Raw genomic sequence first — 25,949 nt, 5'->3', positions numbered from 1 at the left:
GCACATCTAGACCTGCATCAGGATATAGGTCATTGCAAGCGTCTTACCAACTCCACGCCGAGCCTTTGTTGGCTCGACGCTGTGTTTCAGGCAGATCGACGCCTCAGTCGGCAGGCTTGGCGCGCGTGTCCAAGACCTTGTCGATCAGACCGTAGGCCACCGCATCCTCGCCGCCCATGAAGCGATCGCGCTCGGTATCGTCGGCGATGCGCTCGATCGGCTGCCCGGTATGATGCGAAAGGATCTGGTTGAGCTGCTCGCGCGCGTGCAGGATCTCGCGCGCATGGATATCGATATCGCTGGCTTGCCCCTGGAAGCCGCCGAGCGGCTGATGGATCATAAGACGCGAATGCGGCAGACAAGAGCGCTTGCCGGCGGCGCCACCGGCGAGCAGCAGCGCCCCCATGCTCGCAGCCTGACCCACGCACATGGTGCTGACCTCGGGCCGGATAAACTGCATGGTGTCATAGATCGCCAAGCCCGCCGTCACCGAGCCACCGGGTGAGTTGATGTAGAAATGGACGTCCTTGTCGGGATTCTCCGACTCTAGGAACAGCAGCTGCGCCACCACCAGGTTGGCCACGTGATCGTCGACCGGGCCGACGAGAAAGACCACGCGCTCCTTGAGCAGGCGCGAAAAGATATCGAACGAGCGCTCGCCCCGGGCGGTCTGCTCCACCACCACGGGAACCAGGCCCAGCGCATGCGGATCGGTGCGCTGATGGGCGTTTTCGGTGTTCATCGTCATCTGGGGCTCGACTTGATTAAAAAAAGATCAGTCAGCGGAAGAGGCGTCACTGCGGCGCCGTCAGCTCGCTGAAACTGGTTGGCTCGTCGGTGACCTGGAGTTGCTCGAGCAGATGCTCAACGACCGCGTCTTCGAGCACGACGGATTCGATCGCGGCCAACCGTTGCCGGTCAGCGTAGTAGTAGTCGATCACCGCCTGCGGATCCTCATAGCTTGCGGCCATCTCCTCGATCGTCGCGCGCACGCGCTCCGCATCCGGCGACAGCTCCTGCTGCTTGATCACCTCGCCGATAATCAGCCCAAGCGCGACGCGGCGTCGAGCATTATCGGCAAACAACTCGTCCGGCAGTTGAATCCCAGACCCGGCACCGCCCAGATTTTGCATCATCTGCTGACGCAGCGACTCGATCTCCTCGGCGAGCAACGCCGCCGGGACAGTCAGCGGATTGGCCTCGAGCAGCGCGTCCATGACCTGATGCTTGACCTTGGCCTTGACACGCTGCGCCAGCTCGCGCTCCAGGTTCGCGCGCACATCGGCTCGAAAACGCTCGAGATCGCCATCCTCGATGCCGAACTCGGCGATGAGTTCAGCATCGAGCGCGGGCAGGATCGGCTCCTCGACCCGCTTCACCACCACTTTGAATTGCGCGGGCTTGCCTGCTAGCGCTGCTTGCTGGTAGTCGTCGGGGAAGGTCACCTCGAGCACGGGCTCGTCACCCACACTTGCCCCAATCAGCTGCTCCTCGAAGCCGGGGATGAAGCGCCCGGCACCAATCTCGAGCTGGACATCCTCGCCACGTCCGCCCTCGAAGGGCTCGCCCTCGATCTGCCCCTCGAAGTCGAGGGTGAGACGATCACCGCTCGCCGCCACCCGCTCGACCGACTCCCAGCGCTTGCGCTGCTGGCGCATGTGCTCGAGGGTGTCCTCGATATCAGCCTCGGTGACCTCGACCTGCGGCCGGTTCACCGAGCGCCCATCGAGCGAGGTCAGGGTCAGCTCCGGCATGACCTCGAACTCAGCGACATAGGCGTAACGCCCAGCGGCCTGATCCAGATCGGGCTCGATCTCGGGGCGACCGGCCGGGCGCAGCTCGGCCTCGGCGATGGCTTGCGGGAAGGTTGCCTCGACGCGCTCGCTGAAGACTTCCATGCGCACCGAATCACCATAACGCTGGCGTAGCATGCGCATCGGCACCTTGCCGGGCCTGAAGCCTGGCAAGCGCGCGGAGCGGGCATAGTTTTGCAGACGCTTTTCGATCTCCTGCTCGATCTCCTCGGCAGGCAGCTCGACCTTCAATCGTCGCGTGAGACCGTCCCCAGTCTCGACCGATACTTGCATTGTTGACCTCCGGCCATGGTGCCGGCGGCACCGGGAAAACGATCAAAATTACCACTAAAAGCGGCGCTAGACCAAGTCCTGTCGAGTGGATGCTGTCATCGAGGCAACAGTGGGACATGAAAAAAGGCGGGGAATGCCCGCCTTGATCACGCTTGGCGCCGAGCCAGCCGGTCGGCATCGCCGTGCGGCGACAGCGGCCGACCCGCACGCCACGGCTCGCTCAGCCTTTAGCCCACTTCGAGAAGTTGTCGGAACTCTTCTCCTCGCCATCGGCATAACCGGCCTCATAGGCTTCGGTCAAGCGCTGCTCCTCACGCTTCGGGTTCTGCAAGAACCCACATTGCCAGCCTTGGATATACTCGTCGTCGACGCCGAGCTGCTCCATCTTGGTGACAGCGTCGTAATAGAACTGGTTCATCGTCCACTCTCCGGTCAGCGATTAAGATTCGGTTGCAAACCTTTGGTTGCGGCCGCCGTCGCGAGGGCGACAGCCGCCTGATCCAAGCCCTTGACGGGAGCGCATCGGACCGGTTGCCGAAGCGCCTCGCGCGCAGGGGGTCTCCACAGCGCGCACTCGCCCGAATCTGGCTTAACGAATAAGAATACCGCTTCTTTCTAATGCGCACCAGCGCCAGAGGTTGGCTCCCCCAAGCTGTCCATCAGGCTGCCCCCGGCTCGATCAGTCTGAGCGAGCCGCCCGCCATCCAGATGCGGACAGGCCTGGCTTGCGATTGGCCGCGACACCACCCAAGCTTAGTCGATCCGCCTGGTAGCCGAGCCTCGCTTCGGCTCCGAGTCTGATCGATAAAGGAGATCGTCCGATTATGCGTCCCGCCCTGCTGTTATCCGTCCTCGAGCGCGAACTCTCCAGTGCCGCCGAGGGGCATCACACGCCCGTCATGCTCTGGGGGCCGCCCGGGGTTGGAAAGTCCCAGATGATCGCACTGGTCGCGCAGCGACAGCAGGTGCCGGTGATCGATATCCGGCTCTCGCAGATGGAGCCCAGCGACCTGCGCGGCATCCCGTTTCGGGTCGACCAGCACGTCGAATGGGCGATCCCCGCGCTCCTGCCCGACGCCCATCGGCATGGTCAGGCGGGGATTCTTTTTCTGGACGAGATCACCTCGGCGCCGCCTGCGGTCTCGGCCGCAGCCTATCAACTGATCCTGGATCGTCGTCTCGGCGAGTATCAGGTACCGGCACACTGGGCCATCTTCGCGGCTGGGAATCGCCAAGGCGACCGGGGCGTGACCTACAGCATGCCCGCGCCCTTGGCGAACCGTTTTTCGCACTTCGAGGTCGACACGCACCTCGACGACTGGGTCGCCTGGGCCTATGCCAATGGTCTCGATGAGCGCGTGATCGCCTTCCTGCGCTTTCGCCCCGAACTGCTGTTCGATTTCGACCCGGCGCATAACCCGGTCGCCTTCCCATCGCCGCGCTCCTGGGAATTCGCCCATCGCGCCTTGCAAAAATTCCAGGATGACCCGCAACTGCTGCAGGGCACCCTGCAGGCCTGCGTGGGACCGGCGGCCGGGATCGAACTCGCCGCCTTCATCGCCAGTATCGACCAGATGCCGGACCTCGACGCCATCTGTCGCGGCGAGCTGGTTCCGGTGCCGAGCGAGATCGATCTCCAATACGCGGTCGCGGCGGCCCTAGTCGGCAAGGCCATCCGCGCCCAGGGCAGCGCCGAGCAGCAGACCCTGATCGGCCATATCTTGGTCTATGCCGGACGCTTTCCGCAGCGCGAGATGGGCGTGATGCTGGTCTCCGATCTGCACCGCGCCATCGGCGGCACGCTGTTCGAGGTGCCGGCCTTCGCCGATTGGGCGAACGCCATCGCCGATGTCATGCTCTATCAATAGACCCCGCGACCACCGAAGACCCATGGCTGCTGATTTCATTGGTGACATCCAGACGCATCCGCAGGGTGAATGCCCGAGTGAGGCCGGCACCCCCACGCTGGACGCAGAAGCGCGCGCGGCCATCGAGACCAAGCTCGCCGCAGCGCGGACCCGGCTGATCCTCGACAAGCCCTTCCTGGGGGCGCTCGTGTTGCGCCTGCCGCTGCAGGCGGCCAACGGCGATTGGTGCCTGACCACGGCCACCGATGCGCGCGCCTTCTATTACAACCCCGACTATATCGACGCGCTGAGCCTCGACGAGACCCAATTCATGCTCGCCCACGAGGCGCTGCACTGTGCCCTCTCGCACTTCGCGCGCCGCCAACATCGCGTCAAGCACCGCTGGGATCTGGCCTGCGATTACGCCATCAACCCGTTGCTGGTCGAGGACGGGCTGAAACCGCCGCCCAACGCGCTGTTGATGCCGATGTACAAGGGCATGACCGCCGAGGAGATCTATCCGCTCATCGATGACAATGATCAGTCCGAGACCCTCGACACCCATGCCTACGACCGGGAGGCCGAGGGTCGGGGTCAGCACTCGGGCATGGATGAGTGCGACGTCCAGGAGCAACAGCAGCAGACTCAGGCCGAGGGTGGCGAACAGGGTCAGGGCACCCCGCAACAGCGCGACACACAGGCGTCTGCACCACCGGCTTCAGCACCCGACACGCCGGCGCCGGACGCCGCGCCCGATGCGCACACCGCGCCGCCGCCCCTGACCCCCGACGAGCAGGAGACCCTGCAGGTGCAATGGCAGCAGCGCATGGCCGGTGCCGCGCAACAGGCGATGCAGGCGGGTCGGCTGAGCGGCGAACTCAAGCGCCTGATCGACCATCTCTTGCAGCCGCAACTGCCCTGGCGCATGATCTTGGCCCGTTACATGAACGCGCTCTCACGCCACGACTACAGTTGGTCGCGGCCCTCCCGGCGCGAGGGCGCGCACATCCTGCCGAGCCTGCGCTGTCAGCACATCGATCTGGTGGTCGCGATCGACACCTCCGGCTCGATCAAGGACGCGGAGATGCAGGCCTTCATCGATGAAGTCGACGCCCTCAAGGCCCAGGTCCAGGCGCGGGTCATCCTGCTGCCGTGCGACAGCGCCCTCTGTCCGGGCGCACCCTTTCGTTTCGAGCCCTGGGAGCGCTTCGAGCGCCCACGCGATCTCCAGGGCGGGGGCGGAACCAGCTTCAAACCCGTGTTCCAATGGGTGCAAGACCAGGGGCTGAGTCCAGACCTGCTGGTCTACTTCACCGATGCCGACGGCCGCTTCCCCGACCATGAACCACACTACCCGGTCATCTGGCTGGTCAAGGGCCGCTCAGGCGTGCCTTGGGGCCAGCGCGTGCAATTGAACTGAGCTATGACCAATCCCCTCCTCCTCGGTCGGCGCATTCCAACTCGCATCCTGGTCCGCACTCCAGCTCGTATCCCGGCCCGCATCCCAGTTCGCATTGGGGCACTGCTCCTCGCCGCCATGCTGGTCTTGCTGCCGGCCACGGGCCCAGCGGACCCGTTTGCGCTGCCGGATTTCGGCAGCTCGGCCGACAGCCTGATGTCGCGCGCCGAAGAACGCGATCTCGGCCAAGAGTTCATGAAGTGGGTGCGCAAGGCGTTGCCGGTCTCGGATGATCCGGTACTGACCGATTACCTTGAGACCCTAGGCCAACAACTGGTCGCCGCGAGCGGAAATCCTGGGCGCTATCGCTTCTTCCTGGTCGAGGAGCCGACGATCAACGCCTTCGCCGGACCCGACGGCCACATCGGCGTCTTCGCCGGCTTGATCCTGGCCGCAGAAACCGAGGGCGAACTCGCCGGCGTCATCGCGCACGAACTCGCGCACGTCAGCCAAGACCATCTGCTGCGCCGCTTCGAGGCGCAGAAACAGATGGCCCTGCCGGCCACGGCACTGCTGCTCGCCGCCGCCGTGCTCGGGGCGACGGTCGATGCCAACATCGGCGCCGCCGGGCTGATGGGCGTGCAGGGCGCCGCCGCGCAGAAACAGATCAACTTCACCCGCGCCAACGAGGAAGAGGCCGATCGCATCGGCATCGACACCCTCGCGCGCGCCGGTCACGACCCCTATGCGATGCCGGGCTTCTTCCAGCGCTTGGCGAAGACGACGCGGATCTCGGACAGTGCGGCGCCCGCCTTCCTGCGCACTCATCCGGTGACCACCAGTCGCATCGCCGATGCCATGAACCGCGCCCGTCAACACGGCGTGCGCCAGCGCCCGGACAGCCTGCGCTTCCATCTAGCGCGCGCCAACCTGCGCCAGCGCCGCGAATCCAACCCGGCGCGCGCCGTCGAGCACTTTGCGAAAACCCTCGAGCAGGGCCGCTACCGCGACGAGACCGCGCAACGCTATGGCTACGCATTAGCCCTGACCCGAGCCGGTCGCCTCGAGGCCGCAAGCAAGCAGCTCGCCCCACTGCTCGAGGCGCACCCGAGCCAGACCGAGTTCCTAGTGCTGCGCGCCGAGATCGACCGCCGCGCCGGCAACCCCCAGCAAGCGGTGCGCGACCTCAAGGGCGCGGTTGGATTAGCGCCTGGCAATTGGCCACTCAATCAGGCCTATGCCGAGTCGTTGATGGCCGCCGAGAAGCCCGCCCAGGCCCTCGCGGCCCTCGAGCGCTTCGTGGCACTGCGCTCCGACATCGCCCCGATCTACGAGCTGATGGCAGATGCGGCAGGGCAATCGGGTCAGCGCGCGTTGAACTATCGCTATCGCGCTGAACACCTCTACCAGAGCAATGAGCTGGAGCCGGCGATTCGCCAGCTCGAGCTGGCACTGCGCCTTGAGGATCTCGACTTTCATTTGGCCTCGCAACTCCAGGTTCGCCTCGCTGAACTCAAGGCCCTCGAGCGGGCGCGCGATGCGCGCAACTGATCCCGGCAGCTGTATCAGCGGGCGCAAAGGCGGTTTTCAGTGTCCGACGGATGCGCTAAGCTATCGTAATGGTCGAACTGGGAACCATCGCCAGCGTCCTCAGTCAATGAAATAGCGCAAAGCCAGGACGCCAACGACCCGATGACGGCGGCCTACCCCTCGACCCAACCCATCGACGCAGAACAACAACAGACCTTCAGGCCCCAAAGCCCCCCCCGTGTTCGATAGAGGAGATGTCCATGATCGACGCAAAACGCAGAACCCTACTCAAGGGCTCCCTTGGTGTTAGCGCAATCGGCGTAGCCGTGAGTGCCGGCCTACTGACGCCCGGCACCGTCCTCGCCAACTGGCCCAAGGAAGCCTTCGCGGCCACCGAGACCGATGCCGCGCTGAACAGTTTGCTGGGCAGCGACGCCACCGAGAACAGCGATCAGGTCAAGATCAAGGCCCCTGATATCGCCGAGAACGGCGCTGTGGTTCCGGTGACGGTCGAGAGCGATATCGAAGGCGCCCAGTCGATCTCGATCATCGCTGCCGGCAACAGCTCCCCGCTGATCGCCTCGTTCGATCTCGGCGCCGATGCCGTTCCCTTCGTCTCCACTCGCATCAAGATGGCCAAGACTGCCGATGTCATCGCCGTTGTCAAGACCGACAGCGGCCTGCTCAGCAATACCAAGTCCGTCAAGGTCACCATCGGCGGCTGCGGCGGCTGACGCCAACGCTCCTGGCTTCAACCACCGAATAACGAACTGAGGTAAGACAATGGCAGGCAACATCAAGATCCGCGCCAAGAGCAGCGACGGCGTCACCACCGTCAAATCGCTGATGAGCCATGAGATGGAGACCGGACTGCGCAAGGATAAGAAAACCGGCGAGCCGATCCCCGCGCACTTCATCCAAGAAGTCACCGCCAAGTGGAAGGATCAGGTCGTGATGACCAGCCTCTGGAGCGGCGGCGTCTCCAAGAACCCCTATCTGTCGTTCAAGTTCAACGGCGGCGAAAAGGGCGATACAGTCGAGATCACCTGGGTCGACAACCAGGGCGAGAGCGAAACCGGAACCGCTGAAATCAGCTGATCACGCACTGATCTCCCCGTGGCTGACAGCCCCGCCCTCTTATGGGCGGGGCTTTTTTATGCGATGCGCAATCTCGATCGCCGATGTATCACGCAAGGAGCCGGTATAGATCTTGCGGCCAGCCATCGGGCGCCGACGAAAGCGCCGATAGCTCCACAGATACTGATCCGGGCAGACGGCGATACACTGCTCGATGCCCCGGTTCAGCGCGCTAGCGGCGGTGACATCATCCTCACTCTCGATCCCCTCCGGCGCCTTCAGGCAATGGATGCGATAACCACCCGCGCGCGGTAAGCGCTCGGCGAACATGAAGATCACCGGTGCGCCACTGCGCCGCGCCAAACGATTGACCAGCAGCATCGTATAGGCAGGCACCCCGAACAGCGGCGCAAACACCGCGCCCTTGTCCTCGCGCGGCTCTTGATCCGGCAGGATACCGGCGTACTCACCACGCTCGAGCGCACTGAGCAAGACGCGAATGCCCCGCGCGGTAATCGGTGCCAATCGCGCGCCCGCGCGTTTGCGGGCATCGACGATCAGCTCATCGAGCACGCGCTGGGGCTTATAGAAGATCGCCGTCGGGCCGCGTGTCGAGAGATAGAGCCCGGCCAGCTCCCAGGCGCCGATATGTGGCGAGAGGACGATCAAGCCTTGGCCAGGCGCGCGCTCGAGCAGCTCGCTGCCGCGCACCTCGCGAATCAGCGACAACGCCTCGGCCGGCGGCCGCAGCCACAGCGGCGCCGTCTCGAACAGGGTCTTGCCGAGTTCCCGCAGGCTGCGATCGCGCATCCGCACTAACGCCGAGGCGGGCAGATCGGGCGCATACAGGGTGAGATTGATCAACGCATTGCGGCGCTGTCGATTCGGGATCAACGCGATCAACCCACCGACGACAGCACCGGCTTGATGCAGGATCGGCATCGGCACCTTGGCCAACAGCCTGACCAGAACGCGCGCCGCGCGCTCGCGCCAGTCCAGGCGGACCGCTGTTGAGGAGGAGGCTGTACCCGCGCCCGAGTGGCTCGCTCGCTGCATCGGTTTCACAGTGGTTCAATACGGCCTCGGTCACCGTCCTGGCATCAGCGCGCGCTAGAGCGTGACCGTGCGCGGACCGCTGGCCGAGCCCAGGATCAGCATGTCGGCCGGACGCAGCGCGAAGATGCCCACCGTGACCACGCCCGCGATGTTGTTGATCTGCTGCTCTAGCGCCATTGGCTCCATGATTTGCAGCCCATGGACGTCGAGGATCAGGTTGCCATTGTCGGTGGTGAAACCCTCGCGCCAGACCGGGTTACCGCCGAGTTTGGCGAGTTCGCGCGCGACATAGCTGCGTGCCATCGGGATGACCTCGACCGGCAGCGGGAAGTCGCCGAGCACCGAGACCAGTTTGCTCTCATCGGCGATACAGACGAAACGCTCGCTGGCTGCGGCGATGATCTTCTCGCGCGTCAGCGCGCCGCCGCCGCCCTTGATCAGCTGCAGCGCCTTGTTCGACTCGTCCGCGCCGTCGACATAGAGCGACAGACCGCCGGTGGCGTTGAGGTCGAGCACCGGGATGCCGTGCTCGACAAGACGCGCGCTCGAGGCCTCGGAGCTGGAGACGGCACCATCAATGCGCCCCTTGATGGTCGCCAAATAGTCGATGAAGTGATTCACCGTCGAGCCGGTGCCGACGCCGATGATGCCGCCCTCGACCTGGCTCAGCGCGGCCTCCGCCGCCTGCTTCTTCAACTGGTCCTGATCCTGTGCAGGGTCCATGGCCGCTCCTCGAATGCTGTTCGGGTGATGGAAAGGAGGCGAAGTATAGCAAAGGCCTTTCGAGCTGATCTGTCGTATCCTGAGACGTTTTGCCCCGTTTTTTCCCTAGCTCGGCGCGACTCCCCATGCTGCACTCCTACATCGAGCGAATCCTCAAGGCCCGCGTCTACGAGATCGCGATCGAATCACCGCTGACCCTCGCCAAGGGACTCTCGCGGCGCCTCGGTAACCGCGTGTTGCTCAAGCGCGAAGACCTGCAGCCGGTGTTCTCGTTCAAGCTCCGTGGTGCCTACAACAAGCTGCGCCACCTGCCCGCCGCTGCGCTCGAGCAAGGCGTGATCGCGGCCTCGGCCGGCAACCATGCCCAAGGCGTCTCGATGGGGGCCGCGCAGCTTGGGGTGCAAGCGGTGATCGTGATGCCCAGGACCACGCCGGGCATCAAGGTCGACGCGGTGCGCCACTGGGGCGCCAAGGCGATCCTGCATGGAGATTCGTTCGACGAGGCCTATCGCCACGCCATGACCCTGGTCGAGGAGCGTGGGTTGACGTTCCTGCATCCGTTCGATGATCCGGATGTCATCGCCGGCCAGGGCACCATCGGCATGGAGATCCTGCGCCAGCATCCGGACCCACCGCATGCCATCTTCGTGCCGGTTGGCGGCGGTGGGCTGATCGCTGGGATCGCGGCCTATGTGAAGTCGATCCATCCCGAGGTCAAGATCATCGGCGTCGAGCCCGAGGAGGCGCCGACCCTGCACGCCGCGCTGGCGGCCGATGCGCCGGTGCTGCTGCCCGAGGTCGGGCTGTTCGCCGATGGCGTCGCGGTGCGGCGCATCGGCGAGGAGACCTTCCGCATCGCGCGCGAGACGGTCGACGAGGTGGTGCTGGTCAGTACCGACGCGATCTGCGCCGCGATCAAGGACATCTACGACGACACCCGGGGGATTGCCGAGCCTGCGGGGGCGCTGGCCGTGGCCGGGCTCAAACAGTACGTCGAGCGCACGGGGATGCGCGACGCGGCGCTGATCGCGATCGAGAGCGGCGCCAACATCAACTTCGATCGCCTGCGCCATGTCGCCGAGCGCGCCGAACTCGGCGAGCGCCGCGAGGCCCTGTTCGCGGTCGCGATTCCGGAACGTCCGGGGAGTTTTCTCGCCTTCTGCAAGGCGCTCGGCAAGCGCCAGATCACCGAATTCAACTACCGCTATGCCGATCGGCACCAAGCCGTGGTCTTCGTCGGGGTCGAGCTTGGCGGCGGCCTCGCCGAACGCCACGAGATGATCGAGCGCATCGAGAAGAAGGGCTTCGAGGTCACCGATATGAGCGACAACGAGACCGCGAAGCTGCATATCCGCTTCATGGTCGGTGGCCATGCCCCCGGTGTCACCGACGAGCGCCTGATCCGCTTTGAGTTCCCGGAACGTCCCGGGGCCTTGCTGAGGTTTCTCTCTGGCCTGGGTCGGCGCTGGAATATCAGCCTGTTCCATTACCGCAACCATGGCGCCGCCTATGGCCGGGTGCTGATGGGGATTCAGGTGCCCGCCGCCGAGGAGTCGGCGTTCACTGAACTGCTGACCGGGCTGGGGTATCCGTTCTGGGACGAGAGCGAGAACCCGGCCTATCGGCTGTTCGCCGGGATTGAGCGCGGGGCCTGATGACGTCAAGCGGGCCGACGCTGGTAGAGTGCGCGCTCGGTCACCACGGCATCCAGGGGGACATCCCAGGGCTCGGGCTCGATGGCGTCTAGGCGCTGGCATTCATGCGCCAGGCCGATCAGACGCGGGCGTTGCCAATACTGGCGATCACGCAGGAAGGCCAGGCTACGATCATAGAAGCCTGCGCCCATGCCGATGCGATGACAGTGCGCGTCGAATCCGACCAGCGGCACCAGGATCAGATGCAGGCCCTGCGGTGGGACGATCTGGCGATGATGCGCGCGCGGCTCCAGGATGCCGAAGCGATTGCGTCGCCAACGCGTCTCGGGTGCGTTGCGCACGAACCACAGCCGGCCCGGCGCATGCACTCGCAGCACCGGCAGGTACCAGCGGCGTTGGCCTGGGAGCCGTGCGCGAATCGGGGTCGGATCGAGTTCGCCCGCCACCGGCAGATAGTACGCGATGCGGCGCGCCGCGCGGATCAGGCCGCTGCCGAGCAAGCGTTGACACACAGCCTCGGCGTGATCGCGCTGTTCGAGCTGGCTGAGTTGACGACGGGCGCGCCGCAGGCGGCGACGGAGCGAGGGATCGGTCATGGGGAGCGACACCTCCCACCTGTGCCGGTGCAGTCCTTCGTTCTTGAACCTGAGGGTTCAAGTGGGGACGCTGCATCGTGCTTCAGGCTTTCCGCTCTATGGCGGACATGCACAACGGCTCGATGTTTAGCGTCCCCGGGGTACGAATTAGGCTCAAGAAAATACCCAGGCCGCTGCCGTACACTGCAGGAGATGTCTGAGCGCGAGACTATACCTTATCCTCGGCAGCGTCCACCCCGCTTGGCTGCGGACGCTGGGCTGGGTCGCGAGGAACCTCTGGGTCAATGGCATCGGACAAGCGTTCTTGGATCGCCTGGAGGCGCTTGAGCTGCTGGCTGACCGAGTCGCGCTCGCGCATCAGCTCGTAGAGCAGATTCAGCGCCGCGATCACGGCGATCCGGTCGGCACCGATGATACGGCCGTTCTGACGCACCTCGCGCATCCGCCGATCGAGCAGCTGCGCGGAATCCATCAACCCATATTGCTCATCGGGCGCGCAGGCGATCCGGTACTCTTTGTCGAGGATACGGATGGTGACAGGCATCGACCTGCCGTCATCGGATGCGTTCATAATTGCTCCTCCATCACCCTGAGGCGTGCGACCATGGCTTCGAGCCGGCTGCGTGCGAGTTCGGTTTTCTCAATCAGCTCGGCACGCTCCGCAACCAGGTGCTCTTGGCTTGCACGCAATGAGGCATTTTCCTCTTTTAGCCGCTGACACTTGCGGATCAACGCGTCCACGTGTTGCTCTAAGAGATCGATATCGAAGTCGGCCATGCCGAGCCCCAGCGGGAAAGCTTGTCGCGACTATAGAAGGCGGTCAAGGTTGGGTCAAACCAAGTGACTTGATCTGACTGTCCGCCAGCGCCGGGCTCGGCGTCATCCGGGCCCGAGCGGGACTCGATCAGGGCTCGCCCAATGCTCGTTCAGCGCTCGCTCAGTGCCCCCACCGATGATTAGGATCTGTACATGGTCTCCGATGCCCCCTTCTCCGACGACGCCCCTGATTACGAACGCCTGACTCAGCTCTTGGTCGGTGCCGAGCTGGCGCCCACGCCCGCCGAGGCTCAGGGCATGCTCTGCGGTCTGCTCGCGCTGCATCTGCCGGATGCGCTCGAGCGCTGGCACGCGCAGCTGCTGGCACCGCCGGTGGACGCGCCGGCCATGGACGCGCGTGAAGCACCAATCCATGCGAACGGCGCCGATGGTGCATCGGCGCCGCTGGATCTGACCGGCCACAGGCGCGCACTCGCGCCCACCAAGGAGGCCGATGGCGACGCCGAGGCACGCCGTGCGATCCTGGACCAACTCGCGACTTGGACCCAGTCCGCGATCGCCCCACCTTCGGTGAGCTTCGAGCTGCTGCTGCCAGGCGAGGAGCGGCCGCTGCACGAGCGCGCCAATGGCGTGCTCGATTGGGTGCGCGGCCTGCTGTTCGGGTTGGCGCTCGGTGGTCTGGAGCGTGAGCGCCTGCAGGGGCAGGCCCGCGAGGCCTTTGATGATCTGGTCGAACTTACGCGCCTGGATCTGGAATCGGTCGCGGAAGACGATGCCGATGAACAGGCGCTCACCGAGATCGTTGAATTCTTGCGCATCGCCGCGATGCTGATTCGGGAGGAAACGGCCAAGACCTTGCCCAACGCGCAAGCCCAGCAGGCGCACGAGAGAGGATTGCATTAAACCGATGACAGAAGCGACCAAGGTGGCGGCTGGCAGCGCCGCACGCGCGACCACCGCCAGGGCTCCCCATCCCTACAGCAGCGCCGAGCTGCGACGCCGGCGGCGAGCGCTGCTCAAGGCGCTCGGCGACGAGTCCGTGCTGCTGGTGCCGGCGGCGCCGGAGGTGATCCGCAATCGGGATGTCCATCATCCCTATCGCCAGTCGAGCGACCTGACCTGGCTGACCGGCTTCCCCGAGCCCGAGGCCGTCGCGGTTCTGGCGCCGAAGCGCAAGGACGGCGCCTTCGTGCTGTTCTGCCGCGCGCGTGATCCCGAGCGCGAGGTCTGGGATGGCTTCCGCCATGGGGTCGAGGGCGCGCTCGAGCACTTCGGAGCCGATCAGGCCTTCCCGATCACCGAACTCGATGAGCGCCTGCCCGAGATCCTCGGCGACCGGCGCCAGGTCGTCTATCCGCTCGGGCTCGACGACGGCTTCGATCGGCGCGTGATGGGCTGGCTGCGTGCGGTGCGGGCGCTGGCGCGCAAGGGCATCGGTGCGCCCAGCGAGCTGGTCAGCTCCGACCCCTATCTGCACGAGCGCCGGCTGATTAAATCCAAGGCTGAACTCAAGCTCATGCGCCGCACCGCAGCCATCTCGGCGGCGGCGCACCAGCGCCTGATGCGGACCGCCGCGCCGGGCTGCTCGGAGCAGCGTCTGGAAGCAACCTTCCTCGCCGCCTGTGCCGAGCGGGGCGCCCGCTTCCAGGCCTATCCGCCGATCGTCGGTAGCGGCGCCAATGCCTGCGTGCTGCACTATGTCGAGAACGCCGATGTGCTGCGCGAGGGCGATCTGGTGCTGGTCGATGCCGGCTGCGAGCTGCACGGCTATGCGTCCGACATCACCCGCACCTTCCCGGCCAACGGTCGCTTCAGCGCGCCCCAGCGTCGGCTCTATGAGCTGGTGCTGGCGGCGCAGCTGGCGGCGATCGCCAAGGTGCGCCCCGGCAACCGCTGGAACCAGCCGCACAAGGCGGCGCTCAAAGTGCTGACTCAGGGATTGGTCGAGCTTGGGCTGATCGCGGGTGAAGGCGTCACTGATGGGGTCGCCGCCGACCTGAAACAGCTCATCAAGGACGAGCGCTACAAGCCGTTCTTCATGCACAAGACCGGCCATTGGCTGGGCATGGATGTGCACGATGTCGGCCAATACAAGCAGGACGGCCAATGGCGCCGCTTCGAGCCCGGCATGGTGCTCACCGTCGAACCGGGGCTCTATATCGCCCCGGACGCTGAGGCGCCAGCCGAGTATCGCGGCATCGGCATCCGCATCGAGGACGACGTGCTGGTCACCGAGGGCGAGCCCGAGGTGCTCTCGGCCGGCGTGCCCAAGGATCCGGATGCGATCGAGGCGCTGATGGCGGCGAGCGCGCCTGACAACTGACACCTAACACCGAGGTCCGAGACGTTCCCATGCACGACACTGATCTGGTCATCATCGGCGGCGGCCTGGTCGGCGCCAGCCTCGCCGTCGCGCTCGCCGAGACCGGGCTGCGCATCACGGTAGTCGAGGCAACGGCCGCCGATACACCGGCGCACCCGAGCTATGACGAGCGTGTCATCGCGCTCTCGCTCGGCAGCGCGCGCATCTTCCAAGGCATGGGCCTTTGGTCCGAGATCGCGCCCGACGCGGCGCCGATCCAGCATGTGCATGTCTCCGATCGCGGTCACTTCGGCTTCGCCCATCTCGATGCCAAGGACGAAGGCGTACCTGCGCTCGGTTACGTCGCTCCGGCGCGCGTGATGGGCGCCGCGCTCAGCGCCCGCATGGCGGCCTCGCCGCGTATCAGCGTGCTGCGTCCGGGGCGTCTGCAGGGGCTACAGATCACCAAGGAGCGGGTCAACTTGGAGGTGGCGGTGGCCGGCGAGTCGCGTCTGCTCCGCGCCGCGCTGCTGGTGGCCGCCGATGGCGGTGAATCCTCGGTACGCAAGCGCCTCGGGCTCGGGGTGCGTGAGCGTGACTATGGCTATGACGCGATCATCGCCACCATCACCCCGGAGCGCATCCCGGCTACGACCCGCCCCGGCACCGCCTTCGAGCGCTTCACCGACAGCGGTCCGCTGGCCTTGCTGCCGATGACCGAGGGCCGCTATGGCGTGGTCTGGACCGCGCCCCGGGCCGAGACCGCTGGCCTCCTCGGGCTGTCGGACGACGCCTTCATCGCGACCTTACAGCAGCGTTTCGGCAGCCGGCTCGGCGAACTGACGCGGCCGAGTCGGCGTATCGCCTATCCGCTGCGGCTGATGCTCGCCAACCAGCTCACGCGCGAGCGGCTGCTGCTGATCGGCAACGCCGCGCACACACTACACCCGGTGGCGGGGCAGGGCTTCAATCTGGGCCTGCGCGATGTCGCCGAACTGGCCGATCTGCTGGTCGATGCGCGGCGCACGGCGAAGGATCTCGGCGGGCCTGCGGTGCTCGGTCCCTACCGGCGCCGGCGCGCGCCCGACCACGCACTGATCGCCGGGCTCACCGATGGCTTGGCGCGGCTGTTCGTCAACCCTTGGGAGCCAGTGCGCGCCGGGCGTAACCTGGGGTTACTCGGGCTAGACTTGATCCCGATGGCGCGGCATCACCTCGCGCGCCGTTTCATGGGGCTAAGCGGGCGCCAGCCTCGACTCGCCCGGGGGCTGCCGGCCGAGAGCGCGCTGCCGCCGCCAACGTCGCCGGTCAAACCGCTGGCTTAACCGCCGCTTCAACCGCTGGCCACACCGCCTGCACTGAGGACCTCATCGATGTCAGAAACAGACCGCCACAGCCTTGGGCACTTCGACATCGCCATCGTCGGCGGCGGCATGGTCGGTGCCGCCCTCGCCTGTGCCTGCGCCGAGCGCGGTTTGTCGCTGGCGTTGATCGACGGCCAACCGCCCCAGCGCACCTGGCCGGCGGGACAGGTCGATCTGCGTGTCTCGGCATTGAGCCGCGCCAGCCAGCGCATCCTCGCGCGCATCGGTGCCTGGCCGCGCATGGTCGAGTTGGGTGTCAGCCCCTACCGCGAGATGCAGGTCTGGGACGCGGTCGGCGGTGCCGAAATCCATTTCGATTCGGCCGATCTCGGCGAGCCGGATCTTGGTCATATCGTCGAGAATCGCGTCACCCGGCTGGCGCTCTGGGAGCGGCTGGAGGCATTGAGCGACTCGGCGCCGCGCCAGTCGGGCTCGGGCCGCTCGGCATCGGAGCAGTCGGTGCCGGACCAGTCGGCATCGGGCCACACGGCGCGGATCGAACGGCTCTCGCCGGCCGCGTTGAGCGCGCTCGAGATCGATGACCAGCAGGCGCGACTGCGGCTCGCCGATCAGCGCCAACTCTCGGCCGATCTGGTCGTCGGCGCCGATGGCCGCGCCTCCTTCGTGCGCGAGACCCTGGGCATCGGCTTGGACGCCGCCGATTACGCCCAGCGCGCCATCGTCGCCAACGTCGAGGTCGCGCACTGGCATCGCGAGACCGCCTGGCAGCGCTTCCTGCCGAGCGGGCCGCTGGCCTTCCTGCCGCTCGCCGATGGCCGCTGCTCGATCGTCTGGTCGGCCGACGAGGCACGTGCCGAGCAGTTGCTCGCGCTCGACGATGCCGGCTTCATCGCCGAACTCGAGGTCGCCTTCGACAAGCGTCTCGGCCCCATCCTGAGCGCCGGCCCGCGCGCCGCCTTCCCGCTCAGCCGCCAGCATGCGCGCGCGTATGTGCGCCCGCGCGTGGCCTTGGTCGGCGATGCCGCGCATGGCATCCATCCGCTGGCCGGACAGGGCGTGAATCTCGGTTTCCTCGATGTCGCCGCGCTCATCGACGCCATCGATCATGCCCGCGCCAAGGGCCGCGCGCTCGGCAGCCTGCACATCCTGCGCCGCTACGAGCGCGCGCGGCGTGGCGACAATGCCGCGATGGTCACCGCGATGGATCTGTTCAAGCGCGCCTTCGGCAACCGCAACCCGGCCCTGGTCGGCGCGCGCACCCTCGGCCTGGCGGCGGCCGAGCACCTGCCTGGCATCAAGCCGCTGTTCATCCGTCAGGCGCTCGGGCTTGGGCAGGATTTGCCGCGTCTTGCGCGTGTTGGTTGAGTGACAGTGGCGCGCTAAAACTGGAGACGGAAACGGCGAAGTCGCTGATGGATCCTTTCTAAGCAGGCTAATAGGAACCCATGATGGAAGCAATCCGCCGACAAACCATTGAGGATCTGCTGCAGGCCTGGACGCAGGATGAGCGCCTTGAGCTAATCGATGGCGAGATCGTTCAGCGCCCGATGGCGCGTTTCCACCATGGACTTGCGCAGTCGGGGCTGAATTTCCAGGTTCAGGCGCAACAGGCCGCTGGTGGCAGCCGGAGCGGTTGGTGGATCCTGACCGAAGTCAGCGTGCACTACAACGAGCATCAATGCCCTAGCCATGATCTTGCGGGCTGGCGCCGGGAGCGCCTACCGACGCCACCAACTGGTGTCGTGGCTGTGGTTCCAGACTGGGTCTGCGAGATCCTCTCGCCTGGCCATGAGCGCAAAGATCTGGTCCATCACCTCTTGCTGCTGCAACGCGCCGGTGTGCCGTACTACTGGGTCATCTCGCCCGAGGACCGTTCGCTGATCGCCTATGCGCTAGAGGATGGCCGCTACAAGGTCATTTTCTCGGCCGAGTATCCCGAGGGCGACACCCCGGAACGGGCGCGCATTCCGCCCTTTAACGCCGGCGAGATCGATCTTGGCGCGATCTTTGCCTAGGACTGAAACTATTCGACCTCAATGCACTGGTCAGCATGGCGGCCACGGCAGGATTGCTGTGCGACATCCAAATCCGCGAAGCGGCCTAGGCCGCACCCCCTGCCGGAGGATGAGCGATGCCGCCAACCGACACCACCGAACGCGGCCTTGAGTCCCTGATCGTCCTGGTCAACCATGCCGGCTACCTGCAGGGCGACCCCAGCGCCTTGCCTCCCTTAACCGCTGTGCCGTCCTGGCAATCGGCGCGCTCCCGGCGCGCATTAGACCGGGGCAGCGTCCATCCCTGGTAGCTCCGCCCTGGCTTCGCTGACGCTCGCCAGCGCTCTGCAAGCTCGGCTCCTGCCTCGCGGCTCCCTGCCAGAAAAGCCGCCGGCCTTCACACCTCCGCCCGGTCGTGCTCCGCTCCGCGTCCGCGCGCCCGGCCTCCGGCGCAAAGCCTCTGGGCGGGCTCGTCGCGGCGAACAAGGTGCAAGCCATCAGCACTCGGGCAGACGCCACAGCGGGCGTTGTCGCAACGCGCCCTGTGGCTGATCGAAGCGAAGAGCGAGAACGAGGCGCCGAGAAGAGCGGCCGTGCTGCGCACCGCCGTCAGACCAGAGTGGCAAGGAAGCTGCTCGAAGGCGTGACGTGCGCTAGACTCCAGTGGTGGCGATCATGAGAGAGCCTGGATTGCAGACAATCAGCCGCTGACTTGGGAGGCTAAACGCTAGTTGGTAATGCTTACCAAGAGGATTGATCAGTCACTAGACAAACGGCAGCTATGCAAGTTGAATCATGGCGTTGCTTGCATACTGAATGGTTTGGTTTGCGTGCAAGCTTTCGTTTTCGCGGTGCATGCAACTCGATGGTTCAATTTGCACGCAAATGAATACACTGTTAGCTAAAAGAAGAACACACAGGATGAGCTTTCCGTCTGACATCAAAGGAGCAATGCGTGATTGCATCCTCAAGCTTCTTTGGCCCAAGAAAGACATCGTCGCTTTCTTTGCCAACAATGGCTGCACAAAGGCTGACATAGCCGTACTCGGGGATACCCAGGCTCAAACCAGAAACAGCTTAGTTGACTCCATGTTTGCTCATTTGTCGTCAAAGACTGATGGCGGACTAGGTCCTTTTCGCGCGATGCTCCAGGCTCTCGTAGCATGGAGTCATTTTGATCCCTACTACTTTGAAACACTTCAGAAACTGAATCGCGCTGATGCGCAGCGCTCCATAGATCATCTAAAGCAGCTTCAAGAGCTTCGCGATCAAAGGTTGAAAAGCGAACGGAAGGCGAGAGAGGCAAAGGAAGCGGAGGCGCAGAACCCGAAGAGAACGTTGGCGGAACTCAAGACTCGCTTTATTCAACTGCTACAAGGTGCAGTCAGCCCTCAGAGTAGAGGCTATGAACTTGAAGCAATACTCCAAGAGCTTGCCAAAATATCTTCTCTGACTGTAACAACGGCCTTTCGAGTGAACGGGGAACAAATAGATGGAGCCGTTAAGTTTGAGGGCGAGAACTATTTGGTCGAAGCTAAATGGCAAGAACAGTTAGCGGCCAACGAGGCGGTCTATCAGTTCGTTGGAAAAGTCGAAGGGAAGCTCTACGGGCGAGGGATCTTCGTTTCGGTCAATGGGTTTAGCAGCAATGTCGTAACGTCTATCGTAGCAGGGAAAGCAATCAAAACCATTTTCGTCGATGGAGAGGATTTGACGATGGTCTTAGAAGGCATGCAAACGTTCTCCGAGATGCTCGACAAGAAGATTGCGGCTGCTCAGAACAAGGGTCAAATCTACGTAAATGCCATCACACTTAATGAAAAACACAACTAACAACTCCACCAGCTCCGACGCCAAACTGCGGCCTTCGCTCTCGCTCAGGCCGCAGTTTGGCGCGGGCTGTGGTTGACGTTGGGTGCAGCATACAATTGGCTGATGAGATGGATTTGAGATAAATATGAACCGACCGTCCTTTTTTCTATCATCGACAATTTATGACTTCCGTGATCTAAGATCGTCTATTAAGTATTTTCTTGAAGAGTTGGGCTATCTAGTTCTTGCCTCAGAATTCAATGATTTTCCAAAGCCGCTAAATAAGCATAGTTATAGTGCCTGCTTGGAAACCCTCCAGAAAGCTGATTACTTCATCTTGTTAATAGGAAATCGTGTTGGTGGGTGGTACGACCAAGAGAACAAGATCAGCATAACGCGGCAAGAGTACCGTGATGCATACAAGCTACATCAACAAGGAAAGCTGAAAATAATCACCTTTGTACGACGTGATGTTTGGCAATATCGTGAGCAAAGGAAAGAGTTATCAAGATTTCTTAGAAAATCTTCCGCCGAGGAAAAGGAAATTACTGAAATAGTCAATGCTGATAGTAAATTCGCAACAGATGCAGAAGCAATTTGCGATTTTATAGATAAGGTTAGCCGTAATATAGAGACATCAAAAGCCGTCAAGGGGAAAGGGCCACTTCCCACGGCTAATTGGGTGCACACATTCGAAACATTTCGTGATATTTCAGATGTTATTCGAACGGAAACATTTTCAGGAGAACCTCTAGAAAAACTAGCCTTTAAGCGTTTGTTAAGTCGCGAACTAACGGAAATACTAAAATCGAGCCTGGTAAAAATCGACGAGGGAAAGATTTATTCACCAATAAACTCTGTATGCGCATTTAGGCAAGAACACAGCATGAATATGAGCTCAAGAAATCATAGCGTGACAGAGGTGATTGGGAAGCGATGGGGCACTATATCGACATTCGCCATTTCCTTGTTAGGGGTGAAGATTCATGCACAGGTGTTAGATAGAGCAATTGAATCACCATTTTTTCTAAGATTCGACGCGAAACAGGACCAGTTTGTAGAAGAACCTGCATTTAAGGCAATTTATCAACTTCGGAATGAAATCAGGCTATTGTCTAGAGCAAATACCAATGAAGTACTAGAGGTTGTTTTCGAATATTCCCCAAAGAACATAGGGCGCAATGTTGAAAAGTTTAATATGGATACAATGAAACTCCTTCAGCTACTCCATTTGTTAGAGCGGTGGGTAAATGTTATTCAGCTTTCCTCAGCTATACTTAAACACTTGCAAGGAGCGGAATTTAAAATGCCTTTCGTATTTTCTGGCAGCCCTATTGAAGGCATGGATAAAGAGATAGAAAAAGAACGAGTTACTGATCTAGATGTTTCAAACTTTTTGAATGAGCAGTAAATTCCCACCCAACAAGTAGCTCCAGCGGACGCGCCAAAGGCGCGCGCCGCTGAGCAAAGCGTTAGCACAAACATAGAAAAGAGGATGGCATGGATATAGCAGCCCTTTTAAGGTGCATAAAAACAACATTTAAGATCAGCCGGTTACGATATCAGAGTGGATCTTACAGCCATCGAATCCAGCGATCTCCTACAAGCACTTCGAAGAAAAATCAGGGGCTTGCAGCTGGACACATTTCGCCACCTTAAAAGGGCTGCATGGATATAGAAAGCAAAAGTACATTCGAAAGAAGCTTGGTCGAAGGAATAAATTTGTTCACTGGAGCAGGATTCTCTGTGCTTTCAGCCGATCTACAAGGTAGATCTCTTCCTGTAGGTGACGATCTTAAGAAAGAGATACTGAAAGAGTTTCCAGGAGCACCAAAAACTCTACAGTTACCGCAACTTTGCACGCTAATATCCAGAACCAAAAGAGATGAGTTGGACCGTTATAATAAAGCGCGATTTGAAATCGGTGAATTTAGCGAAAAATATAAAAACCTTCCTTTCGTTAACTTAAAAAATATATTCACTACAAATATAGACAACTTAATAGAGTGTATATTCAGAGGAAGTAGCAATAAGTATATAAATAATGCAAATTTAAACGGGGTTAGTTTTCACGAGAAATCTGCTATCGATTATTTCCCACTGCACGGAACTATTTCCGATCCCGAATCACCTTTGATTTTTGGCGATTTGGATATTTCTAGCGCATTTTCAAATGACCCAAACAGGTGGAACTATTTAAAATCCATAATGAACAAGTTCCCAACTCTTTTTTGGGGATACGCCCTTAAAGATGCAGGAACATTGCAGGTATTTGCCGAGTCACTTAATGATAACAACAGGAAAAACGCTTGGATTATCGTCCATCCAGAGTATGTGGATGAGGGAGAGATAGAATACTATCGATCTCTGGATTTCAAGATTATTAGCTCTGATACTGAGTCATTCTTAGATTATTTGTCCTCCTTTTCTGATTCCGAACCTAATTTATATGGTGCGTCGCAGCATGAAAATCCATTTCCAGAAAATTCGGTACCCAGTCACTCTGATATAGAACGTAGATCAATAAGTGATTTTTACCAAGGGGCCAACCCCTCTTGGAGTGATATATATTCGTCCCGGGTTAGCAGGCTGCATCATTATGATGATATAGAAGAAAATTTGAATAGCGGAAAGAATGTTCTGATCACTGGTGGGCCAGCGACTGGAAAGTCTACTCTACTCATGCAGGTGGCCGCCTTTTATGATTTTATCGGAGTAAAGCTATTTATGTCCGATATTTCACCATCAAAGGCTGATATTATCTCATCGAGAATGGCGGAAACTCCAACTCTATTATTTGTGGATAACATGCAAACCTCGATAGAGGCGTTAAACACACTCTCTAAGTGTGCCAATATTAAAATGGTAATTGCTGAACGAGATTATGCATACCTGTCAGCATCGAGAGCTAATTTTCTAAGGAAAAATATCGAAATTATTGACATCACACATCTAAATGATGTTGATGCGCAGAAAGTTATAGATAGCATTCCTGCTGATTTGAAATCACGAAAAAATTACTCCATTAGGGAAGGGGACTCGCTATTCGAACTAGTTGAGCATAACTGCCAAACCCCTAGCATCAAAGAGCGCTTTAAAAACGTCTTAGAAGACCTTAAAAGAAAAGACGACAGGCTTGTGCAGCTGTTTCTACTAGCTTGTTACCTTCATAGTAGCCGAAGTGTCACGTCTATGGATGTGTTATACAGCTATTTTCAAGAAGGGTTTGGAAGCTACCAAAAAATATATTCTTTAATTGATATATTGAGTAGTAGCTTGTCAGAATACGCTGGCGACTATTCTGATAGCGAACAAGATTATTTTTCGATAAGATCCAACCTACTCGCCGACCACATTTCTACAATTGCGCCAGCAACCGATTTAGCTCATATGCTGGAGAATTTCCATAACAATGTCTCACGCTATTGCATACCAAATTATGATTCATTTAAGAGACGAGCTTATGATGCTCGTTTATTTGAGCGTGCGTTCCCTAATACAGACGATGGTGAGAAACTATATGACGTGATTTATAGAAAGCATAGCTCGCCGTTTAACCTTCAGCAAAAAGCTTTGTATCTTAGTAGAAGGGGGAATCATCAACGAGCATTTGAGGTAATAGATGAGGCAATTGCTAAGAGTGGCAGTAGGAATTGGTCTGTAAAGAATTCATGCGCAATAATTAAATTTAAAGCCAACATATCTTTACCTGATTCCACTTATGTCAGAAAAGCCTTGGGTGAAAGCATGGAATCTTTAGAGCAATGCCATACTGCTGATATGAGAAAAGCTTTTCATGCTATGTCATACGCTGACCACTCATTAAGGTACTGGAAAAAATATAGAGATCAAATTGCAAGAGGATATCTTGAAAAGTCTAGGGCATGGTTAGCTGAAGAGGCGGATAAAGATAATCGAATAAAAAACGTTTCTCGATTATTGGGACAAGTTAATAATGCCCTAAGATCATCTATATAGTGCTAACAAAGCAATGCACGCGACAAGCGCGTGATTGCGGCGTTGGGCGTAAAAGAAGAGAGCACCATGAAGGACCAATATTTCGGGGACATCAACGACTATCGGAAGTACGGACTGTTGCGCGCTATCATTCGTGCCAGTGGGCTCCGTATTTTGGTCGCCTGGATGCTGACGCCTGACGATGGGAGTACAGATGGGAAGTTCATTTCGTATTTGGAGCATCCAGGTAAGTGGTCACGTCACGACCCTGTTCTGTTCCAAAAAATCAAAGAGCTTTTGGCGTCGGGCCGGAAGCGCCGAGTAAGCTTAATCGAAGGCAGTGGCCTTATCCCGAAAGCAGAATACTTCTCCTCCCTTGTGCCCGATACAGCTTCAGGCCGAAGTTCGTGGTTCAATTCGCTTACCCAACCGGCGCAAGGTAGCGATTGCGTTTTCCTCGACCCCGACAATGGGTTGGAGGTGAAATCAGCCCTTTTAAGGTGGCGAAATGTGTCCAGCTGCAAGCCCCTGATTTTTCTTCGAAGTGCTTGTAGGAGATCGCTGGATTCGATGGCTGTAAGATCCACTCTGATATCGTAACCGGCTGATCTTAAATGTTGTTTTTATGCACCTTAAAAGGGCTGGAGGTGAAATCAAAGGTTTACGGTGGAAAGGACTCATCGAAGTTTTTATATTGGCGCGAAGTGGAAGCGCTCTGGGCATCCGGGAAGTCACTATTGATATACCAGCACTTCATTCGCGAAAAACGACTCAATTTTATTCAGCGCATGCTAGAGACTTTGAGGAACGCGACACCTGGCTCCTTTGTTGAGGCATTTTCCACACCCCACGTCGTTTTTCTCATGGCGTTGCAGCCCGAGCACCAAGAGTTTCATAGAGCAATCGTAAGTTCCGTACAAGAAAACTGGGAAGGGCAAATCCACCATTGGGAACTAACCCGCGCCCAACAAGGCGCTCCAGCCGACCGCTCACCCGCCGCGCAGGCTCGCGTCGGCTGAGCTTTGCGTTAGCCGGTGAAGGCCGAACAACGGGCAGACAATGCACTAAAGCGTGAAACGATAATGCGACTTTATCTTGACAACTGCGCATTTAATCGACCCTTCGACGACCAAAGTTACATTCGCATTCGCTTGGAAACCGAAGCGAAACTCTATATCCAGGAGCGAATTAAAGAACGGAAAGTGGATCTCGTGTGGTCTTATATCCTAGATATCGAGAATGACCAAAATCCATTTGAAGATAAGAGAAGCGCGATAGAAAAATGGAAAAAGCTCGCAGTCGTTGACATTGAGGAAGCCGAGACACTGAAGGAAAGGGCAAACTCATTTGTAGCGTATGGTATCAAGGCCAAGGATGCTCTCCATGTGGCAGCGGCAATCGAAGGAAATGCAGACTTCTTTATCACGACTGATGACAGACTACTAAAGAAGATGGCCGAAATCGCAAAGATCCAAGCCGCGAATCCAATAGATATCGTAGGAGATATTGATGATAACCATAACTGATACTGAAGTCCGTATAAAGGGCATGGAGGCGCTCATCACTGCACTGGGAGAAGTGCACGCCGAGAGATTCATTACGCTCATGATGCGCGAACCATTTGATTATACTGAATGGCAAAAAACTCTATGGAACGACAAGACTGTTGAAGAGATCAGCAGGATGGCGATGGAGCGGCGGCGAAAAAAACGGCTAATCGGGTAAGGGCGGGTGTCTAACCCGCCCTCCTCACACCGCCTAGCATGCGGGTCCGCACTAGGCGGTTCACAAGAAGGGAGCACACGAGGACTT

The 25,949-nt window shown here is 59.9% G+C and carries 26 protein-coding genes and 1 other RNA gene; 18 read left to right on the top strand and 9 right to left on the bottom strand.

All coding sequences use genetic code 11. The features are described 5' to 3' along the window. Positions 1-103 precede the first annotated feature (103 nt). The 3 genes from clpP to AC54T3_RS09750 form a co-directional block, all read right to left on the bottom strand. Positions 104-742: an ATP-dependent Clp endopeptidase proteolytic subunit ClpP gene (gene clpP, locus AC54T3_RS09760; protein ID WP_496624378.1), complete on the bottom strand. Its 639-nt coding sequence runs from the start codon at positions 740-742 to the stop codon at positions 104-106. Positions 743-794: 52 nt separating this feature from the next. Continuing rightward, positions 795-2,087 carry a trigger factor gene (tig, locus tag AC54T3_RS09755; RefSeq protein ID WP_496624313.1) on the bottom strand — a complete coding sequence of 431 codons (1,293 nt, stop codon included), beginning with the start codon at positions 2,085-2,087 and terminating at the stop codon, positions 795-797. 220 nt (positions 2,088-2,307) lie between these two features. Further along, entirely contained in the window at positions 2,308-2,505 is a 198-nt protein-coding gene (locus tag AC54T3_RS09750; protein ID WP_496624311.1) for an Alvin_2107 family globule sulfur oxidation protein, read from the bottom strand. 406 nt (positions 2,506-2,911) lie between these two features. Here AC54T3_RS09750 and AC54T3_RS09745 point away from each other — a divergent pair, with 406 nt between their 5' ends. From AC54T3_RS09745 to soxZ, 5 genes are all read left to right on the top strand, one after another. After that, on the top strand, positions 2,912-3,955 hold the full coding sequence (locus AC54T3_RS09745) for an AAA family ATPase (protein WP_496624310.1): 1,044 nt from the start codon (positions 2,912-2,914) through the stop codon (positions 3,953-3,955). Between the two features lie 22 nt (positions 3,956-3,977). Further along, a complete protein-coding gene (locus AC54T3_RS09740; protein WP_496624309.1) occupies positions 3,978-5,354 on the top strand; it encodes a vWA domain-containing protein in 1,377 nt (458 codons plus the stop codon). A gap of 3 nt (positions 5,355-5,357) precedes the next feature. Continuing rightward, the gene (locus AC54T3_RS09735) at positions 5,358-6,884 is read left to right on the top strand and encodes a M48 family metalloprotease (RefSeq protein WP_496624307.1); all 1,527 of its coding nucleotides are present in this window, start codon (positions 5,358-5,360) and stop codon (positions 6,882-6,884) included. 239 nt (positions 6,885-7,123) lie between these two features. Further along, the gene (gene soxY / locus AC54T3_RS09730) at positions 7,124-7,597 is read left to right on the top strand and encodes a thiosulfate oxidation carrier protein SoxY (protein ID WP_496624305.1); all 474 of its coding nucleotides are present in this window, start codon (positions 7,124-7,126) and stop codon (positions 7,595-7,597) included. Positions 7,598-7,646: 49 nt separating this feature from the next. Then, positions 7,647-7,961, top strand: coding sequence for a thiosulfate oxidation carrier complex protein SoxZ (gene soxZ, locus AC54T3_RS09725; RefSeq protein ID WP_496624303.1), 315 nt, complete (start codon positions 7,647-7,649; stop codon positions 7,959-7,961). 39 nt (positions 7,962-8,000) lie between these two features. Here the strand turns inward: soxZ and AC54T3_RS09720 are convergent, their stop codons facing one another. Together AC54T3_RS09720 and rpiA are read right to left on the bottom strand one after the other, a co-directional pair. Beyond that, on the bottom strand, positions 8,001-8,996 hold the full coding sequence (locus AC54T3_RS09720; protein ID WP_496624302.1) for a lysophospholipid acyltransferase family protein: 996 nt from the start codon (positions 8,994-8,996) through the stop codon (positions 8,001-8,003). 54 nt (positions 8,997-9,050) lie between these two features. Then, positions 9,051-9,719, bottom strand: a complete 669-nt coding sequence (rpiA, locus tag AC54T3_RS09715) for a ribose-5-phosphate isomerase RpiA (protein ID WP_496624300.1) — start codon at positions 9,717-9,719, stop codon at positions 9,051-9,053. A 125-nt stretch (positions 9,720-9,844) separates the two neighbouring features. On the opposite strand from rpiA, the gene ilvA reads away from it, so the two are divergent. Continuing rightward, the gene (gene ilvA, locus AC54T3_RS09710) at positions 9,845-11,374 is read left to right on the top strand and encodes a threonine ammonia-lyase, biosynthetic (RefSeq protein ID WP_496624298.1); all 1,530 of its coding nucleotides are present in this window, start codon (positions 9,845-9,847) and stop codon (positions 11,372-11,374) included. 5 nt (positions 11,375-11,379) lie between these two features. Here ilvA and AC54T3_RS09705 read toward each other — a convergent pair whose 3' ends face one another. The 4 genes from AC54T3_RS09705 to AC54T3_RS09690 form a co-directional block, all read right to left on the bottom strand. Next, positions 11,380-11,970: a 5-formyltetrahydrofolate cyclo-ligase gene (locus tag AC54T3_RS09705; protein ID WP_496624297.1), complete on the bottom strand. Its 591-nt coding sequence runs from the start codon at positions 11,968-11,970 to the stop codon at positions 11,380-11,382. An 8-nt stretch (positions 11,971-11,978) separates the two neighbouring features. Further along, positions 11,979-12,165, bottom strand: a non-coding RNA gene (gene ssrS / locus AC54T3_RS09700) — 6S RNA. A 13-nt stretch (positions 12,166-12,178) separates the two neighbouring features. Next, on the bottom strand, positions 12,179-12,541 hold the full coding sequence (locus AC54T3_RS09695; protein WP_496624296.1) for a cell division protein ZapA: 363 nt from the start codon (positions 12,539-12,541) through the stop codon (positions 12,179-12,181). Beyond that, positions 12,538-12,747, bottom strand: coding sequence for a TIGR02449 family protein (locus tag AC54T3_RS09690; protein ID WP_496624294.1), 210 nt, complete (start codon positions 12,745-12,747; stop codon positions 12,538-12,540). The genes AC54T3_RS09695 and AC54T3_RS09690 overlap by 4 nt, the downstream gene beginning before the upstream one ends. 192 nt (positions 12,748-12,939) lie before the next feature. Between AC54T3_RS09690 and AC54T3_RS09685 the strand changes: the two genes are divergently transcribed. The 12 genes from AC54T3_RS09685 (at position 12,940) to AC54T3_RS09630 (ending at position 25,862) form a co-directional block, all read left to right on the top strand. After that, positions 12,940-13,650: a UPF0149 family protein gene (locus AC54T3_RS09685; RefSeq protein ID WP_496624293.1), complete on the top strand. Its 711-nt coding sequence runs from the start codon at positions 12,940-12,942 to the stop codon at positions 13,648-13,650. Between the two features lie 4 nt (positions 13,651-13,654). Beyond that, the gene (locus AC54T3_RS09680) at positions 13,655-15,070 is read left to right on the top strand and encodes an aminopeptidase P N-terminal domain-containing protein (RefSeq protein ID WP_496624291.1); all 1,416 of its coding nucleotides are present in this window, start codon (positions 13,655-13,657) and stop codon (positions 15,068-15,070) included. A 29-nt stretch (positions 15,071-15,099) separates the two neighbouring features. Next, complete coding sequence (gene ubiH / locus AC54T3_RS09675; protein WP_496624290.1) at positions 15,100-16,374, top strand: 2-octaprenyl-6-methoxyphenyl hydroxylase; 1,275 nt, start codon at positions 15,100-15,102, stop codon at positions 16,372-16,374. 48 nt (positions 16,375-16,422) lie between these two features. Further along, positions 16,423-17,739 (top strand): UbiH/UbiF/VisC/COQ6 family ubiquinone biosynthesis hydroxylase, encoded by a 1,317-nt coding sequence (locus AC54T3_RS09670; RefSeq protein WP_496624288.1) that lies wholly within the window; start codon positions 16,423-16,425, stop codon positions 17,737-17,739. An 80-nt stretch (positions 17,740-17,819) separates the two neighbouring features. Then, a complete protein-coding gene (locus AC54T3_RS09665; protein WP_496624286.1) occupies positions 17,820-18,389 on the top strand; it encodes a Uma2 family endonuclease in 570 nt (189 codons plus the stop codon). Between the two features lie 116 nt (positions 18,390-18,505). Then, on the top strand, positions 18,506-18,679 hold the full coding sequence (locus tag AC54T3_RS09660; RefSeq protein ID WP_496624285.1) for a hypothetical protein: 174 nt from the start codon (positions 18,506-18,508) through the stop codon (positions 18,677-18,679). A 610-nt stretch (positions 18,680-19,289) separates the two neighbouring features. Continuing rightward, complete coding sequence (locus AC54T3_RS09655) at positions 19,290-20,201, top strand: restriction endonuclease (protein ID WP_496624284.1); 912 nt, start codon at positions 19,290-19,292, stop codon at positions 20,199-20,201. A gap of 124 nt (positions 20,202-20,325) precedes the next feature. Beyond that, positions 20,326-21,591, top strand: a complete 1,266-nt coding sequence (locus AC54T3_RS09650; RefSeq protein WP_496624283.1) for a DUF4062 domain-containing protein — start codon at positions 20,326-20,328, stop codon at positions 21,589-21,591. A 257-nt stretch (positions 21,592-21,848) separates the two neighbouring features. Continuing rightward, positions 21,849-24,158, top strand: a complete 2,310-nt coding sequence (locus AC54T3_RS09645; RefSeq protein ID WP_496624281.1) for an SIR2 family protein — start codon at positions 21,849-21,851, stop codon at positions 24,156-24,158. Positions 24,159-24,751: 593 nt separating this feature from the next. Continuing rightward, positions 24,752-25,156, top strand: a complete 405-nt coding sequence (locus AC54T3_RS09640) for a hypothetical protein (RefSeq protein ID WP_496624279.1) — start codon at positions 24,752-24,754, stop codon at positions 25,154-25,156. 15 nt (positions 25,157-25,171) lie between these two features. Further along, positions 25,172-25,663, top strand: a complete 492-nt coding sequence (locus AC54T3_RS09635; RefSeq protein WP_496624278.1) for a PIN domain-containing protein — start codon at positions 25,172-25,174, stop codon at positions 25,661-25,663. Beyond that, entirely contained in the window at positions 25,647-25,862 is a 216-nt protein-coding gene (locus AC54T3_RS09630; protein WP_496624276.1) for a hypothetical protein, read from the top strand. The genes AC54T3_RS09635 and AC54T3_RS09630 overlap by 17 nt, the downstream gene beginning before the upstream one ends. The last annotated feature ends 87 nt before the right edge of the window (positions 25,863-25,949 follow it).

It is taken from the genome of Halochromatium sp. NSM3, from assembly GCF_059621085.1.
The sequence above is the reverse complement of the archived record's forward strand: the minus strand, read 5'-3'. Positions and strand labels throughout refer to the sequence as shown.

Bases quoted from the DNA above. Each gene is read 5' to 3' on its own strand.
- AC54T3_RS09740 (WP_496624309.1), top strand. From the start codon at position 3,978: ATGGCTGCTGATTTCATTGGTGACATCCAGACGCATCCGCAGGGTGAA.
- AC54T3_RS09750 (WP_496624311.1), bottom strand. From the start codon at position 2,505: ATGAACCAGTTCTATTACGACGCTGTCACCAAGATGGAGCAGCTCGGC.
- rpiA (WP_496624300.1), bottom strand. From the start codon at position 9,719: ATGGACCCTGCACAGGATCAGGACCAGTTGAAGAAGCAGGCGGCGGAG.
- soxZ (WP_496624303.1), top strand. From the start codon at position 7,647: ATGGCAGGCAACATCAAGATCCGCGCCAAGAGCAGCGACGGCGTCACC.
- AC54T3_RS09670 (WP_496624288.1), top strand. From the start codon at position 16,423: ATGTCAGAAACAGACCGCCACAGCCTTGGGCACTTCGACATCGCCATC.
- AC54T3_RS09685 (WP_496624293.1), top strand. From the start codon at position 12,940: ATGGTCTCCGATGCCCCCTTCTCCGACGACGCCCCTGATTACGAACGC.
- AC54T3_RS09690 (WP_496624294.1), bottom strand. From the start codon at position 12,747: ATGGCCGACTTCGATATCGATCTCTTAGAGCAACACGTGGACGCGTTG.
- AC54T3_RS09665 (WP_496624286.1), top strand. From the start codon at position 17,820: ATGATGGAAGCAATCCGCCGACAAACCATTGAGGATCTGCTGCAGGCC.
- AC54T3_RS09640 (WP_496624279.1), top strand. From the start codon at position 24,752: ATGTTGTTTTTATGCACCTTAAAAGGGCTGGAGGTGAAATCAAAGGTT.
- tig (WP_496624313.1), bottom strand. From the start codon at position 2,087: ATGCAAGTATCGGTCGAGACTGGGGACGGTCTCACGCGACGATTGAAG.
- AC54T3_RS09680 (WP_496624291.1), top strand. From the start codon at position 13,655: ATGACAGAAGCGACCAAGGTGGCGGCTGGCAGCGCCGCACGCGCGACC.
- AC54T3_RS09745 (WP_496624310.1), top strand. From the start codon at position 2,912: ATGCGTCCCGCCCTGCTGTTATCCGTCCTCGAGCGCGAACTCTCCAGT.
- clpP (WP_496624378.1), bottom strand. From the start codon at position 742: ATGAACACCGAAAACGCCCATCAGCGCACCGATCCGCATGCGCTGGGC.
- AC54T3_RS09705 (WP_496624297.1), bottom strand. From the start codon at position 11,970: ATGACCGATCCCTCGCTCCGTCGCCGCCTGCGGCGCGCCCGTCGTCAA.
- AC54T3_RS09695 (WP_496624296.1), bottom strand. From the start codon at position 12,541: ATGAACGCATCCGATGACGGCAGGTCGATGCCTGTCACCATCCGTATC.
- AC54T3_RS09645 (WP_496624281.1), top strand. From the start codon at position 21,849: ATGGATATAGAAAGCAAAAGTACATTCGAAAGAAGCTTGGTCGAAGGA.
- AC54T3_RS09660 (WP_496624285.1), top strand. From the start codon at position 18,506: ATGCCGCCAACCGACACCACCGAACGCGGCCTTGAGTCCCTGATCGTC.
- AC54T3_RS09655 (WP_496624284.1), top strand. From the start codon at position 19,290: ATGAGCTTTCCGTCTGACATCAAAGGAGCAATGCGTGATTGCATCCTC.
- AC54T3_RS09735 (WP_496624307.1), top strand. From the start codon at position 5,358: ATGACCAATCCCCTCCTCCTCGGTCGGCGCATTCCAACTCGCATCCTG.
- ubiH (WP_496624290.1), top strand. From the start codon at position 15,100: ATGCACGACACTGATCTGGTCATCATCGGCGGCGGCCTGGTCGGCGCC.
- soxY (WP_496624305.1), top strand. From the start codon at position 7,124: ATGATCGACGCAAAACGCAGAACCCTACTCAAGGGCTCCCTTGGTGTT.
- AC54T3_RS09720 (WP_496624302.1), bottom strand. From the start codon at position 8,996: ATGCAGCGAGCGAGCCACTCGGGCGCGGGTACAGCCTCCTCCTCAACA.
- ilvA (WP_496624298.1), top strand. From the start codon at position 9,845: ATGCTGCACTCCTACATCGAGCGAATCCTCAAGGCCCGCGTCTACGAG.
- AC54T3_RS09630 (WP_496624276.1), top strand. From the start codon at position 25,647: ATGATAACCATAACTGATACTGAAGTCCGTATAAAGGGCATGGAGGCG.
- AC54T3_RS09650 (WP_496624283.1), top strand. From the start codon at position 20,326: ATGAACCGACCGTCCTTTTTTCTATCATCGACAATTTATGACTTCCGT.